Annotated in this window: 16 protein-coding genes; 6 read left to right on the top strand and 10 right to left on the bottom strand. The window is 50.5% G+C overall.

The window, feature by feature from the left end; genetic code table 11:
* Positions 1 to 8: 8 nt before the first annotated feature.
* The 3 genes from GGC63_RS02590 to GGC63_RS02580 all read right to left on the bottom strand — a co-directional run bounded on the left by GGC63_RS02590 (position 9) and on the right by GGC63_RS02580 (position 1,771).
* Positions 9 to 188: a hypothetical protein gene (locus GGC63_RS02590; protein WP_079908597.1), complete on the bottom strand. Its 180-nt coding sequence runs from the start codon at positions 186 to 188 to the stop codon at positions 9 to 11.
* A 288-nt stretch (positions 189 to 476) separates the two neighbouring features.
* Complete coding sequence (locus GGC63_RS02585; RefSeq protein WP_079908598.1) at positions 477 to 1,274, bottom strand: TerC family protein; 798 nt, start codon at positions 1,272 to 1,274, stop codon at positions 477 to 479.
* Between the two features lie 263 nt (positions 1,275 to 1,537).
* Complete coding sequence (locus GGC63_RS02580; RefSeq protein WP_079908599.1) at positions 1,538 to 1,771, bottom strand: hypothetical protein; 234 nt, start codon at positions 1,769 to 1,771, stop codon at positions 1,538 to 1,540.
* Positions 1,772 to 1,991: 220 nt separating this feature from the next.
* Here GGC63_RS02580 and GGC63_RS02575 point away from each other — a divergent pair, with 220 nt between their 5' ends.
* Entirely contained in the window at positions 1,992 to 2,699 is a 708-nt protein-coding gene (locus tag GGC63_RS02575) for a class I SAM-dependent methyltransferase (RefSeq protein WP_192700980.1), read from the top strand.
* 102 nt (positions 2,700 to 2,801) lie between these two features.
* A complete protein-coding gene (locus GGC63_RS02570) occupies positions 2,802 to 2,999 on the top strand; it encodes a cold shock domain-containing protein (protein ID WP_079908601.1) in 198 nt (65 codons plus the stop codon).
* Between the two features lie 268 nt (positions 3,000 to 3,267).
* Here the strand turns inward: GGC63_RS02570 and GGC63_RS02565 are convergent, their stop codons facing one another.
* From GGC63_RS02565 to GGC63_RS02540, 6 genes are all read right to left on the bottom strand, one after another.
* Positions 3,268 to 3,915 carry a nitroreductase family protein gene (locus tag GGC63_RS02565; RefSeq protein ID WP_079908602.1) on the bottom strand — a complete coding sequence of 216 codons (648 nt, stop codon included), beginning with the start codon at positions 3,913 to 3,915 and terminating at the stop codon, positions 3,268 to 3,270.
* A 110-nt stretch (positions 3,916 to 4,025) separates the two neighbouring features.
* Entirely contained in the window at positions 4,026 to 5,126 is a 1,101-nt protein-coding gene (locus GGC63_RS02560) for an efflux RND transporter periplasmic adaptor subunit (protein ID WP_192700979.1), read from the bottom strand.
* Positions 5,127 to 5,138: 12 nt separating this feature from the next.
* Positions 5,139 to 6,542, bottom strand: a complete 1,404-nt coding sequence (locus GGC63_RS02555) for an ABC transporter permease (protein ID WP_192700978.1) — start codon at positions 6,540 to 6,542, stop codon at positions 5,139 to 5,141.
* Positions 6,539 to 7,231, bottom strand: a complete 693-nt coding sequence (locus tag GGC63_RS02550) for an ABC transporter ATP-binding protein (RefSeq protein ID WP_192700977.1) — start codon at positions 7,229 to 7,231, stop codon at positions 6,539 to 6,541. Before GGC63_RS02550 ends, GGC63_RS02555 begins: the two co-directional genes overlap by 4 nt.
* Before the next feature lie 331 nt (positions 7,232 to 7,562).
* Entirely contained in the window at positions 7,563 to 8,717 is a 1,155-nt protein-coding gene (locus tag GGC63_RS02545; RefSeq protein ID WP_192700976.1) for an MFS transporter, read from the bottom strand.
* A 29-nt stretch (positions 8,718 to 8,746) separates the two neighbouring features.
* Positions 8,747 to 10,078 (bottom strand): multi antimicrobial extrusion protein MatE, encoded by a 1,332-nt coding sequence (locus GGC63_RS02540; RefSeq protein WP_079908607.1) that lies wholly within the window; start codon positions 10,076 to 10,078, stop codon positions 8,747 to 8,749.
* A 171-nt stretch (positions 10,079 to 10,249) separates the two neighbouring features.
* On the opposite strand from GGC63_RS02540, the gene GGC63_RS02535 reads away from it, so the two are divergent.
* The 4 genes from GGC63_RS02535 to pfkA all read left to right on the top strand — a co-directional run bounded on the left by GGC63_RS02535 (position 10,250) and on the right by pfkA (position 13,389).
* Positions 10,250 to 10,567 carry a hypothetical protein gene (locus tag GGC63_RS02535; protein ID WP_079908608.1) on the top strand — a complete coding sequence of 106 codons (318 nt, stop codon included), beginning with the start codon at positions 10,250 to 10,252 and terminating at the stop codon, positions 10,565 to 10,567.
* Between the two features lie 149 nt (positions 10,568 to 10,716).
* The gene (locus GGC63_RS02530) at positions 10,717 to 11,313 is read left to right on the top strand and encodes a hypothetical protein (RefSeq protein ID WP_192700975.1); all 597 of its coding nucleotides are present in this window, start codon (positions 10,717 to 10,719) and stop codon (positions 11,311 to 11,313) included.
* Positions 11,314 to 11,356: 43 nt separating this feature from the next.
* Positions 11,357 to 12,382, top strand: a complete 1,026-nt coding sequence (locus tag GGC63_RS02525) for a tetraprenyl-beta-curcumene synthase family protein (protein WP_192701403.1) — start codon at positions 11,357 to 11,359, stop codon at positions 12,380 to 12,382.
* Positions 12,383 to 12,423: 41 nt separating this feature from the next.
* Positions 12,424 to 13,389, top strand: coding sequence for a 6-phosphofructokinase (pfkA, locus tag GGC63_RS02520; RefSeq protein WP_079908609.1), 966 nt, complete (start codon positions 12,424 to 12,426; stop codon positions 13,387 to 13,389).
* 88 nt (positions 13,390 to 13,477) lie between these two features.
* Here pfkA and GGC63_RS02515 read toward each other — a convergent pair whose 3' ends face one another.
* Positions 13,478 to 13,909, bottom strand: a complete 432-nt coding sequence (locus tag GGC63_RS02515) for a peroxiredoxin (protein WP_192700974.1) — start codon at positions 13,907 to 13,909, stop codon at positions 13,478 to 13,480.
* Positions 13,910 to 14,015: the final 106 nt, after the last annotated feature.

The raw sequence follows: 14,015 nt of genomic DNA, 5'->3' as shown, positions 1-14,015 counted from the left end.
ATCCACGGTTAATGCAGGCTGAAAAAGCTGTAGACGATCAAGGTAAAAGAGAAAGCCACCATTACAAGAGCCAGGATGGCGAGGGGGCGCTTGACGGAGCTTGGCAGCGAATCTTTCTTCATAATTAATACGAGCGCAAAGCAGAACGAAACGATAATAAACGTAAGAATGGAAGCGGAATTACTCATTAAAGTCACCTCATTACAGCAGATCGGTTGTAGTGTGTCCATTTCTGGCAATAGAATCCTATTATCACCAATTCGACACGCTGCCGTGAATTCCTTGTTTTCCGGATGATGAAGAGGAGGGGACCAGGAGCTCTCCAATCATTGTACGAACCGTGAAGGCAAAAGAGAACCGGCGATGCACCGATGCCCGATGATTTCATGCTGGCTGCCGATAGACGAACGAAAGCTCCCTTCATCGGTCATCCCGGTAATGTAGGGAAGATCGAAGAGGGAGCTTCAGTTGAACCATTAACCGTTGGATTTGACGAGCACCAGACGGCCTTTTTCATCGCGCCTTGCCTGGAAGCTGTCATCCGGCTGGATGTCGGCTTCCTCTACCAGCTCTTGAGGAATGGTCAGATGTCCTTTGTCATTGATCGATACGAAGAAACCGAACAGCTTGGTCCACAATCCGGCCAGCAGCACTCCGGCGACAACGACAACGACCAGCAGCCATTTTATGACAGGATTTGCGTCGAACCAGCCGTGCACCAGAGGGTCCTCGGTCAGCATTTTACCGGCTGTTAAAGCAAGAATGCCTGCGCCGATATACATGATCCAAGGAAATTTCTCCATCCAGCGGATGAACAGCGTGCTGCCCCAGACCATGATCGGAACGCTGATAAGCAGGCCGATGATGACCAGCAGGAAGCTTCCGTGTGAAGCGCCTGCAACAGCCATCACATTATCGAAGCCCATGACCGCATCGGCAACAATGATGGTTTGAATAGCGGGCCACAGGCTCGGCTTGGCTTGAATCTCGTGATCCTTCTTATCAACAAGAAGCTTATAGGCGATCCATACGAGGACGACGCCGCCGATAAGCAAGAGAGCCGGCATCTTAAGCAGCCAGACAACAACCAGTGTGGCTGCGGCACGAATGACGATGGCCCCGATAGTCCCCCATAAGATAGCTTTCTTCTGATGCTCTTTGGGTAAATTTCTTGCTGCGAGTCCGATAACGATGGCATTGTCTCCGGCAAGCACCAGATCAATCAAAATAATGCTTAGTAATGCCGTGAAAAATGTCGGGTCTAACCATTCCATGTCCATACCGCTCCTTTGTTAAATAGTTTACATAAAGAAGACCTCTACCGTACGTGGTAAAGGTCTTCAGTAAACACAAAAGACCTCTACCGTATAGGCAAAGGTCTTGCTAACAACGTTGCGTTGCCAATAAAGCCGGGGCTTGCACCCGAACTGACGACTTTATTGTGACAGCTACTCCCCTTTGGAGGACGTCCTATGTAATTAAGTTTATTATAGGGGGAGGACAAGCTTAAAGTCAAGCCCTCGGCTCCAAAAATTGGCTATACTTCTTTTAGCGCCTGCATGATGGCGTTCCATTCTTCTTGCGAACCGTCGAATTTGTCCTTGGAGAAGCGGTCCTCCGCCCAATGCATCAAGGCCGGCCTGCTTAGAAAGGTATGGCATTCCTCGCCCCATTGATCGGAGATTTCACGCAAGATGATCGTTTTGCCGTTGACCTCCACCGTCATCATATTCCACTTGTCGCGTTTATAAATTAAGTGCTTTTTAATCATTTGTCCGGCTCCATTTCTTTTCACAAGATATCGGCTGAATCATACCTCAATAGGGGGAGGAAATCAAGCGCAGCAGTAATTAGCGCATGCAAAAAGGCCATTGCCAAAAAATGGGCCAGCATGGTAAAATTCCACTAAGCCGGCGCAGGCAGGCTTGCAGCTGCGGCATAGGGGTCGCAGTAAGCAAAGTTGAGAACAGTACAGGACAGGAGAGATGAGTATGGTGAACAAGCATTACGAACAGGCAGGCGTCGCCATGACGTGCCGCTCATTCACAGAGTATGAGCTTATGTTTGCGTTGGACAAGGAACAGCTGCAGGAGGGCCCGATCCTTGACGTCGCGTCCGGAGCGTCATCCTTCTCGGCGGAGGCAGCAGCCAAGGGATACCGGTCGCAGGCAGCGGATCCATTGTATTCAATGGATGCGGAAGCCATTAGGGAGCACGGCGAACGGGAGATTGAGCTGTCCACAAGAAAGCTGGATGCTATCAAGGATGTATATGATTGGAGCTATTACGGGGATTTGGACCGTCATCGCGCCATGAGAGAGCAGTCGCTTCAACGTTTTATCGAGGACTTTAAGCGGCATGAAGGCTCGGACAAATACACGGCAGCCCGGCTACCCGAGCTTCCGTTCGATAACGATTCCTTCTCGCTGGTGCTGTGCAGCCATTTTTTATTTTTGTATCAGGAGCAATTTGACGAAGCATTCCATTTACAAGCCGTGCGGGAGCTTCTTCGCGTATGCCGCCAAGGCGGTAGAGTCCTGATATACCCTCTGTATTCACTTCGTTGGGAGCGGTACCCGGCCCTGGATTCTATGCTTGCCGAATTTAGTTCTGAAGGGATTACAGTTGAGACAGGCGTATCGCGCCTTGCTTTTATTCCGGAATCTACGGAATTTTTAATTCTAAAAAAATCATCCTGACATAGAGCTTGATTCTCTTTTGAATATTGCTTTATAATGATTCTGATGGTATAATCAACGTATTCGCCCTTAGATGGCGATACTTCTAGGAGGTTGTTTTCATTGAAAGGTACAGTTAAATGGTTTAACGCAGAAAAAGGCTACGGATTTATCCAAGTTGAAGGCGGCGACGATGTATTCGTTCACTTCTCCGCAATCCAAGGCGAAGGCTTCAAAACTCTTGAAGAAGGCCAATCCGTTGAGTTCGAAATCACTCAAGGAAACCGTGGTCCTCAAGCAGCTAACGTCATTAAGCTATAAGATCTAAAAACGGCGGCGTGAGACTCGAATAACCCCATCCTTTTTGGGTGGACTTACATCTTGGTATTGCGTCGGTTTTTCTTATATATTAGTGCCATAGCATCCAAAAAGAAAGCATCTCTCTAAAACTTCGGTTTTGGAGCGGATGCTTTTTTTTGTTGATATTTTCGTATGTACACAATTCAGTGGAACAACGGTATTAGGGTGGAGCAACAAAATCCGCCCCTTCTAACAGAGGCGGATTGTCTATCATTTCTCTATAATGAAATTAGTTCACGATGCGCAAAATATCATCTACTTCCTTGCGGGGAAGCTTGCCGGGGCGCTCAGCCGGATATCCCAGCGATATGACCATATTGATCTGGCAGTGCGCCGGAATTTCGAGATATTCACGCAGCTGCTCGGAAGCAAGCAGGACCGGACCGGTCATAGGGCATGTAGCCATGCCGCGGGCATGGGCGGCAAGCATCAGATTCTGTGCAGCGAGACAGCTGCTCTTGATGCCTTCCTCTTCCCAGACCGACTCGGGAACCAGCTTAACGGGCTCGAAGATGCGGTCTCTAAACTTGGACGTATATGGAGTCGCCAAGCATACGATAAGCACAGGCGCATCCGAGAAAGCGGTAGCGTAAGGACCAAAGGATTTGACGAGCAGGCGTCCTTCCTTGCTGAGTCCGCGCTCTTCGGCCTCGGCCGCTTTTTTATGAAGCTGCTCCCATGTGAGCTGCTCGATGTGCTTGATTTTTTCGCGATTAACAATGGCGATGAATTCCCAGGTCTGGGAGTTGGTATCGCTTGGCGCGTAACGTGCGCAGTCGATAAGTTCTTTTATATCTTCAATGGCAACTTCCTGATCGGTGTATTTGCGAACGCTTCTACGTTCGTGGAGGATCGTTTTGAATTCATCATAATGCATCGGTTATTCCATCCCTTCAAGCTCGCCTAAGCATGGTTTGTGACTTGGTACTATGAGCTACCGTTCAATTATATCGGGTTTATGTGGGAATGACAACCTATGGATTTGTTTTATTGAATAACAACGGTATCCCCTTCATTCAGCCCGCTAATAATTTCCGTCTTATCCGGCGTCTCGAGTCCGATCTTGACCTCGCGCTTTTCCAGGGCTCCCTGCCCGTTTTGCAGCATAACGTAGTATTGGTCTTTATCCCGCTGGATGGCCAGGGTGGAGACGACGAGAGCATGCGGCTTCTTATCCGTAACAATCGTCGCTGTCAAGCTCAAGTCCGCGATAAGCTGCTCGTTAGGCTCCAGGGAGATAACGACTTCAAACTGGGCAGCCGCCGTATTGACCGTATCGCTGCTGGAGCTGTTGTTTTTGGCAAATTTGGATATATTGCTGATTTCCCCCTTCAGCTTCGTATTTTTCAGCGCATCGACGCGCACCTCCACCGGCAACCCGACCTTCAGATGAAACAAATCATATTCACCGATATAGCAGATCAGCTGCAACTTGGTCAGATCGACGATTTTTCCAATGCGTTCGTTTTCTTTAACGGATTGCGGCTGCTTCGTGCTGTCGAACAGAAAAATACCGGTTTCGGGAGCCGTATATTGGGCGGATTGGAGCTTGTCCGTTTTTTGCTTAAGCTGGGTCTTCATATGTTCCAGATTCAAGCGGGTAATCTCCTCCTGCACCTCCTTGCTCTTGGAATCGGCATAACGCTGCTTGGCGTCTTTTTCCGATAAGCCTTCGGCGTCAGCGTTGATGGTTTGATTAGGCAGATCCTTCTGGAATTGGGCGAGCTGGAGCTCAAGCTCCTGCTTCTTCATATTCGCCTGAAGCGTGGCGATTTCGTCATTCAGCGAAGTGGCGTCCAGTTGGAACATGACATCCCCTTTGTTGACCTGGGCGCCGTCGTTGACAGACCAGGTTTTGACATCGGCTGAAAAGGGCGCATTGACGTAGGTCTCTTTTTGATAGGAGGTTTTGCCCTTTACCTCAACGGAATTGGTCAAATCCTCACGGGTCACCTTGAAGCTCAATGCGGATACAGCTGTGCCCGCCGCCGGCTGCGGCGGAGCTTTATGGCTTTGGATGTATAGCGTTCCTGAAATGCCTATGACGAGAATACCGGCGATGGCCGAAATCCATGTTTTCTTTTTCATTGAATGACTCTCCTAGTCTCGTTTGATTGCAGTTAACGCGTCGGTGCGCGAGGCCTTAACGGCAGGATAGATGCCGGACAGGACGCCGGTCAGAACCGCAAAGAACAGCCCCACAGGCAGGATCCAGCCGCTGATGAACAGGATCTCCTGTTCCGATCCCGGTCGGGGAGGGGAGAAGCGCAGCACGGCGATATTGATTCCCCAAATGACCCAATAGGACAACAGGATCCCGCAGGCTCCCCCGATGACACCGAGCAGGGCGGATTCCACCATGAACATGTGGCGAATTTGTCTAAGGTTCGCGCCGAGCACCTTCATGATGCCGATCTGCCGGCGCCGCTGATAGGTAGACATGGTCATCGCGACGATAATGGAGATGGAGGCGACAAAAAGGATGAAGAGGCCGACTCCGCCGAAGACAAGCCGCAAGATGACGAGCTCTCCTTGCATTTGCTCTTCCCGATGAAGGTTCGTTTCCGCCGTCAGCTTCAGCTTCTTGATCAGCTCCTCGAGCTCGCGGACATGAGAGCTGGAGTCGACCTTCATCTTCACCTCGTTAAACTCGGGCTCAACGGTAATGACGCTATTTGAGCTGCCGCCTGACTTTTTGCTGTCGTTCGCATTGGCGGCGTTCATGGCGTCGCGGAGCTTTTTCCCCATGGCCGGGGAGATAAATGCGGTCTTCATATGCATGACGACATCGTCAGGCATGCCTTCCGGCTTTTTCAGAATCCCGACCACGCGAAGCGGGAATTGCAGATTGGAAACCTCTATGCCGTCGGAACGGAATATTTGAGGCTTCAGCACGATTTGCTTCTGGTATAACGGATACGACACCTGCATCTGCCGTCTCCAATTATCGGAGGCTTCCCGGCTGTCAAGCTGATCCTGCAGCATCTGGCTGCGGGCCTTGGAGATTTGGGCATCGAACAAGCCCATCGTCGCACCGTAGCTTAATATGATCGTATTGTCGAGATCGGCCGCTCCGCCTTGCTGAAGCTCGAAGCCGAACGCCTCCAGCGTATCCAGCTCGGTAGCGTATAAATTGTTGATGTTGCCTTTCTTGCTGTCGACTTCAAATTGAAATTGATCGAATGTCTGGTACGTTGCAATAGATTTCACATGAGGCAGCGTACGCAGGATGTCAATCTTCGCTTTGCTCAGTTCGTAGGGCTTATTGGCATTCGTGTCCGCAGGATCGATATTGGGAGCGAATCCGCTGCGGATCGTAATTTCATCGGATTTCATATAATAGCTCATTTGGGTGCGGCTGTAATGGTTGATGGATTCCCCGAACGACAACGCTACGATGATGGAGGCGGAGCCGATCGCAATCCCCATGGCACATAAGGCCGTTACGACCATTCGCCGACGGAGCTGCTCCCATCCCAAGCGCAAATAATCATTAGCCTTCATTCCTCATCACCAGCCCATTGCGCGTCTTCGATCAAATAACCGTCCCGCAGCTGAATGACCCGCCGGGTCCGCTTGGCCACTTCCAGCTCGTGGGTGACGATAACAAACGTAATCTGCAGCGTCTGATTGAGCTCGATCAGAAGGTCGATAATTTCCTTCTCGGTTTTGGTATCCAGATTCCCGGTAGGCTCATCTGCGAACACAATGGTAGGCTCGGTCACCAAAGAACGCGCGATACTAACGCGCTGCTGCTGTCCGCCGGACAGCTGAGAGGGGAACATTTCAGTCTTCCCGCCCAGCCCGACCTTGTTCAGCAAGGCCAACGATTTCTCCTTGCGGATTTTGGGCTTCACGCCCTGAAATATGAGCGGAAGCTCGACATTTTCCCGGACCGTTAGGTGAGGGATCAATTCATAGGATTGAAAAATAAATCCGATATGGATTCTGCGGAATTCCGCAAGCTGATTTTCCGTCATTTTCTCAATCGCTTGACCGCTGATCAGAATGCTGCCCTGGGTCGGCTTCATCAAGCCGGCCATCAAATTCAGCAGCGTCGATTTGCCGGAGCCGGAGCTCCCGAGCAGCGCAACGATTTCCCCTTTGGCAACGGAAAAATCGATGTCATGCAGAACCGGTGTTTCTTCGTTTCCATTGCGGAAACGGTGTGATAGATGTTCTACTGCAAGCACATAACCCCTCCGTCATCTTCATGGTACATAAGCATGGCAAGTCCGATAGAACCCAGATCCTCTCTAATGCAGTCTTTCTAGTGAGCTTTGCTCTGCTCTTTGGCTCGTTTTAGCGCCATCTGGAAGGATCAAGACGGCAAACCTGCTTTCGAGAATGGGACTTTCCGGTATAGTAAAAAAGCCCTTGTTGCAGGTCATGCAGCAGGGCTTTGCTGGACTCACACCATGCCATCACCTATATAGACGTCAGGATCGGGCATTTTCTTGCACTTTTTGCAAAAAAATGTGAGAAATTATGAATAATTGATGAAAATTCGGGAAAAATGAAGGATTAATCTTCAGGATATACATAGTGCAGCAACAGAAATCCGGCGACGCCGAGTAAAGAGAGCAGGGATCCGATTCCATACATCCAATGGGGACCGAAGTCGCGGAACAGCCAACCGCCGAGCGTACCGCTGACCAGGCCGGCCAGTCCCGACCAGCAGACAGCAAAAATCGCCTGACCGGTCGACCTGTATTCATCCGGTACGCTTCGTTGAATATATCGGATGACCGTGAAGAAGAAAATACCGAAGGATATGCTGTGCATCGCTTGAACGGCAATGACCCATAACGGATTATCGATCTGGCTCATCAAGAGAAAGCGAACGGCATAGACGATCCCGCATACGGCTAGCAGCGGTAGCTCCTTGTACTTATGCCCATATTTGCTAAGCAGGAAGAAGGTCGGTATTTCACTGGCTGCCGAAACCATCCAGGACCATCCGACGATCGTTTGGTCCGCTCCGAGCTGCTTCAGGAACAACGCCAGAAAGCCGTCATTAAACCGGTGGGCAACGGAGACAATCGTAATCGCCAGTAAGAAAAACAAGAGTCTACGGGAGGCCACAATCTGCACCAGTCCGGCGAATTCCAGCTTTTTGCGGGAATGGCTCCGCGCATCCGTCAGCATGAGTGACAAGACAAGGGAGAGGCTGATAGTGCAGAGGCTTAGGACCGCGGTCAGGCTCGACCCCTGCTGCTTGAGCAGCATGCCGAATACAAGAGAGGCAACGGCAAAGCCGATAGAGCCCCAAATCCGGAAGGAGGCGTAGCTTTTGTTCGTGCCGCTGATACTGAGGAGCGTCAGGCTGTCGTTTAATGAGCTGGTAGGAGACTGAAAAAAGAAAAACAGGGCCATAAAGAATATAAGCAGGCCGAAATGTCCGGTATGAAACACGATGAAGGCCATGATGAGCTGGCCCGCAAGGATGCATATCAAGATCTTTTTCACCGTTTGAAGCTTGTCGCTGATAATTCCCCAGAACAAATTGGATACGATGCCGATCATAGGCCCGATAGAGTACAAGAGACCGATCTGGATCGTCGAATAGCCTGCGGACTGGAAGTACAACGGGAAGTAGGACACGATAATAGCCATTGTCATATAAAAAGAAAACGTGAATCCGCGCTGGATTCCGAAGTTCGTTTGTTTTGCCTGCATGGTGCTTTCCACTTGCTAATCACTCGATTCTATGATTTTAATGTCATTTGAAACGGCGGTTTGTCGCTTGACTTGAGCACCTGCCGCAGCACGAGCCATACGACCGACGCCTCTGCGGCGAGTCCGAGCGATTGAGCCAATGCTCCCACCATTCCGTTCCAGCCCGGTGTCAGCACAATGGTTAGCACCAGGGAGATAAGCGTGACGGACACGTTCGCAGCTTGGGACCAGACCATCACCTTCGTTTCACCGCGAAGCATAATCATGCCGTTTCCAAAGTCAAGCCAAGGAAACACCAGCGTCGTAATCATGAACACTCGAAGCGTGTCCAGGCTGGCGTGCATGAGCCGTTCGTTGACACCCATTACATTTTCCATAAACCACGGCCCGACAGGGGTATAAGATAACAGAGCAATGAGAATGCTCGGAATAAAGGCTAATACGAACGTAAACCGCATAACGGCTTTAGCGTCTTTGCGGTAAAAATTTAAAACGATTTGATGAATATAGGAAAAAAAGCTTTGCACCAGATTCGTCAAGCTGCCGGCAATAGCAAATGATGCGATGGCCAGCTGAAAATCCGTCGTTTTGCCTAAAAACGCGTTGACAGCGGGCCCTACAATAACGGCAATAACTGAAGAATAAAGCAGCGGCCGGTAAAAATGGAAGATTTGCTTCGGCTTTTCAATCGGATGGTCCGGCTTTTTCTCGGGTATTTTCTTCAGCAGCGATCTGCCTTCCCAAATACTGACGGCTGCCTCGACCATCATCCCTGTCAAAAATAAAATGGCTCCGACCCGGCCGCTGTTAACCTGATCGGTATGGATGAAATACAATGACAGCAAGTACATGGCTACGAGCCGGATCACCATGCCAATGGTCAGCCATTTGGTCCGCATATTGAAAATGATGATCCCGTGATACAGGCACCGCAGACCGGAGAAGATGCTGACGAACATAAGAATCTGATACACCTCGACCATCGGCTGTATCATGGAAGGCTCCGCTCCGAAGAAATGCAAAAACACCCATTTGCCGATGGGAGTATAGCAGATCAATGCGCCTAGCAGCATAATGCAGGCTAATATGTACCAGCTGATAACCGACATCGCTCGGAACGATATCCGGTCGCGGACCAGAGCCGAGCAGGTTTGCCTCATTAATACGGCCGGTCTTTCGGTCAGACCAAGAATACTTAAAGGCAGAGCATAGCTTGCAATGATCACTTCCGGCTGTGCGGAGCGCGCAAGCGTACTGTTAATGATGACGTGGGAAATGGTAACGAGGCTTGCTGAAACGCCTAGCGGGATAAAGAAAGCAAGAAGCTGCCGAAACGTTACTTTCTGTTCTTGGGTGTTCATAAGTGCACTCCTACCTGGTAGTTTAACGTTAACAAAGCACGCTAAACAGTATAGCATACATTCCTTGATATGAGCGCGGAAAATTTCGATAACCACTGGCAGAGGGCCGCGGCTTCATGGTACAGTAATGGAGACAAAAACGAACGCTTAAACAAGAAAGGCGGAACCTCCATGACATGGACTTTTGTAACAGACGAACGCCTTGGTATCCCCCTTCCGCATTTGGAAAAGGATTGGGAGGATTATACGGAGGCGGAACGGTCGGAGATCCTGCTGCGCTGGGAAGAGATTCGCGGAACGATTCCGGATCAGGTGAAAAAGCTCGAGCGCATTATCATACGCAAGCAAAATCAGCTGGATGTCGAGGATAACTTTCAAGTATCCTGCGAGCTGAACAGCGAGATTGCCGAATTGGCGGGCACGATCAACGAGCTGCATCTCTGGTTTAGAGTCAATCAGGAAATTACGGATTCAGCGGCTCATCATTAAGCCTCGGCAGAGGTTTTCTCATCATGATAGAAAGCATCACTTTGCGGGTCAGCCAATGAAAATCATCCAGTGATTTAAGGTGGGCATTGTCCTTACTTTGTAATATAATAAAGGTTATGAGTTTGATAGGAAAAGAGGTGAGAAGCACCTTGGCATGGACGGAAGCGGTAACCTGGGTATGGAATATACTGAAGGATCACAAGCCGTCGCTCTATCCTATGGAAGAATGGGATGAGCTGCACGATATTCGAATAGCCAAGCTGCCGGCGGAAGGACTGGATCCGGGAAGTCAGCCCTACGCTTTGGCGACTAAAGCGGGCTTGCATTTATTAAACGAGAGTCTGGATAAATCCCATTCCCTATCCCAGGAGATCCATAATCCTACAGGCAGCTATTGGCACGGGATTATGCACAGGATGGAAGGGGACTACAGCAACGCAAAGTACTGGTTTCGCCAAGCCGGTGCGCATCCGGTTTATGAACCGCTGCTTGCCGCCGCTCAAGAAGCTTGCAGGAGCTATGACATCGACAGCATCAGCAGCGACTCGATGAAGAGCAGGCTGGCTGCGTTCATTTCCGGAACATCATGGGATGCAGCTATGTTCACGGATCTTGTTGAGCAGCAGGTCACCGTAGTGCAGGATGATACGGCGGACGAGCTGCTGATCGAGCTGCAGTGGCTCGAGATCCGATTGTTATTGCAGTATTCGTATCAAAGGAGCGGGGGGAACTCGCTTGAGCTTTGAGTCTCGTCATATTTCGCGCGTTCCTAACAATTCCTTGCATCTTATGCTGCGCGTTTATCGCTATGTGCTTCCGGAGGTTCGGGAGCAGTTGAATTACTGGCGGGAGATTGCAGAGCGCATTCCGGATCCGGAGCTGCGCAGCCAGGCCATTGCCAGCATGACCAGCAAGCAGTTTCACTGTCAAGGCGGGGCTGTCTATGCCGTCGCCAATTTGCCGATGCGTCATGTCTTGATTCCGCTCATAGTGGCTCTGCAAACCATCAGCGATTATTTGGATAACCTGTGTGACAGGAGCACCTCGCTGGATGCCGACGATTTCCGCATGCTGCATCAATCGATGCTGGATGCCGTTGATCCGGCGGAGCCTTTGCACGACTACTATGCCTACCGTACGGAGAAGGATGACGGGGAGTACTTGAACGGGCTGGTCAAAACCTGTCAGGCGAGCATCCGGCTGCTGCCTTCGTATCAGCTTGTGGGGGAGCATGTCAGACGGCTGGTGGGCTTATACTGCGATCTGCAGGTGTACAAGCATATACGCCATGATTTGCGGGAAGAAGCGCTTCAGACGTGGTGGAGCAAGCACGAATCGCAATATCCGGCCATAAGCTGGAATGAGTTCGCAGCCGCAACCGGATCGACATTAGGCATGTTCATGCTTTTCCTGGCCGCTTCCGACCCGGAATTACAATCCGAAACAGTGAATCATATTGATGCCGCTTATTTTCCTTACATATGCGGTCTGCATATCCTGCTTGATTACTTGATCGATCAGGAAGAGGACGAACTTGGCGGCGATTTAAACTTTTGCAGCTATTACGCTAACATGGATCAGACGATCGAGCGGATTGCTTTGATTGTCCGGGAAGCCCGGAGCAGGGCCGATCAGCTGGACCATCCGGCCTTTCACCGTATGATTATCGAGGGCCTGCTTGCGCTCTATCTCTCCGATCCGAAGGTGAAGGAGCAAAAGCAGGTTAAGCAAATATCGCGGGAATTGATGAAGGGGAGTCCGCTGACCCGACTCTTTTTCTTTATCAACAGTGTTTGGATTCGCAAAACATCATAATTTGCCAGCACGGAACGTGCATCATTTGGGAGGAACTATACATGTCTATTAAAAAAATAGCCGTCTTGACTAGCGGCGGAGATTCGCAAGGTATGAATGCAGCAGTGCGCGCAGTGGTGCGCAGCGGTTTGTTTCACGGACTTGAAGTGTTCGGGGTACAGCGTGGCTACGCAGGTCTGATCAATGACGATATTCGCGAGATGGACCTGCGCAGCGTAGGGGACATCATTCAACGCGGAGGAACGATTCTGCAAACCGCACGCTGTAAGGAGTTCACGACACCGGAAGGACAGCAGCTGGGTGCCGAAAACCTGCGCAAGAGAGGTATCGACGGACTGGTCGTTATCGGCGGCGACGGCTCTTATCAAGGTGCGAACAAGCTCAGCAAGCTGGGCATCAAAACTATGGGCTTGCCTGGCACCATTGACAACGACATTCCATTCACCGACTATACGATTGGATTCGACACGGCTGTTAGCATCGTGGTGGATGCCATCAACAAGCTCCGTGATACGATGAGCTCCCATGAGCGTTCTTCCGTCGTGGAAGTCATGGGCAGACATTGCGGAGATATTGCATTGTATGCCGGACTTGCCAGCGGCGCCGAAACGATCCTTGTTCCGGAAGTTCCTTACGACCTGGACGAAATGGCTCAGCGGATGAAAGTCAATTTCGGGCAAGGCAAGCGCCATAGTATCATCGTTGTAGCCGAAGGCGTCGGCAAGGGCGAGGATATCGCCAATGAAATTTCCAAGCGTAACGGCATTGAGCCTCGTGTGACGGTACTGGGACATATTCAGCGCGGAGGCACACCGACGCATAACGACCGGATTCTGGCCAGCAAGCTGGGCGATTTTGCCGTGCGCAAGCTCATTGAAGGCGATTCGGGCAAATCCTGCGGTGTTATTAAGGGCGAGCTTGTAGCTACGGATATCGATCTGGTAGTCAATACGAAAAAAGAATTTAACATGGACTTATACGAATTGACGAAGCGTTTGTCCCAATAATCGCATAGGTCTTCTAACAGAAAACCCGTTCGAGCTTCTCCGTGGGAGGAGAGGCAGCGACCGGGTTTTGTTGTGCGCAGTTCTTTATTCAGTCAGCAAGAGCCGCCAAAATTTCCTTCGTTGGACGGTTTCCCTTTTTGGCGTATACAATCTTCCCCTCCCGATTGATGACATATACGATGCGCTGCTGGCCAAGAAGGAAGACCTTGCCGACGTCGTACAGCTCCCGGATTCGTTCGTCCTTATCGGATACAAGGGGGAAATCGTAGGCATATTTTTGAGAAAAACGCTGATGCTCCTCCATCGTACCCGGGTTGATGCCGAGCACAAGGGCGTTAAACCGGGCGTACTGCGATTTGGAATCGCGAACGGCGCATAGCTGTTTGGTGCAAATGGGTGTTTCGTCCTTAGGGTAAAAGATAAGAACGATCGGCTGCTGCCCTAGTGAATCGTTTAATCGGACAGGCCCAAGAGTGCTTTCCGCTTCGAAAGCCGGAGCGGGTTGACCTATGGCAAGCATGGAGGCTCATCTCCTATCGGGGTCTATGATTAGTCCCATTGTAACGAAAAGCGGAAAACACATGCAAGCCGGTCCTGAATCTGTTACCATAAAGGACATAGCTTAA

Source organism: Paenibacillus sp. OAS669 (assembly GCF_014873645.1).
Lineage (GTDB): Bacteria > Bacillota > Bacilli > Paenibacillales > NBRC-103111 > Paenibacillus_S > Paenibacillus_S vulneris.
The sequence above is the reverse complement of the archived record's forward strand: the minus strand, read 5'-3'. Positions and strand labels throughout refer to the sequence as shown.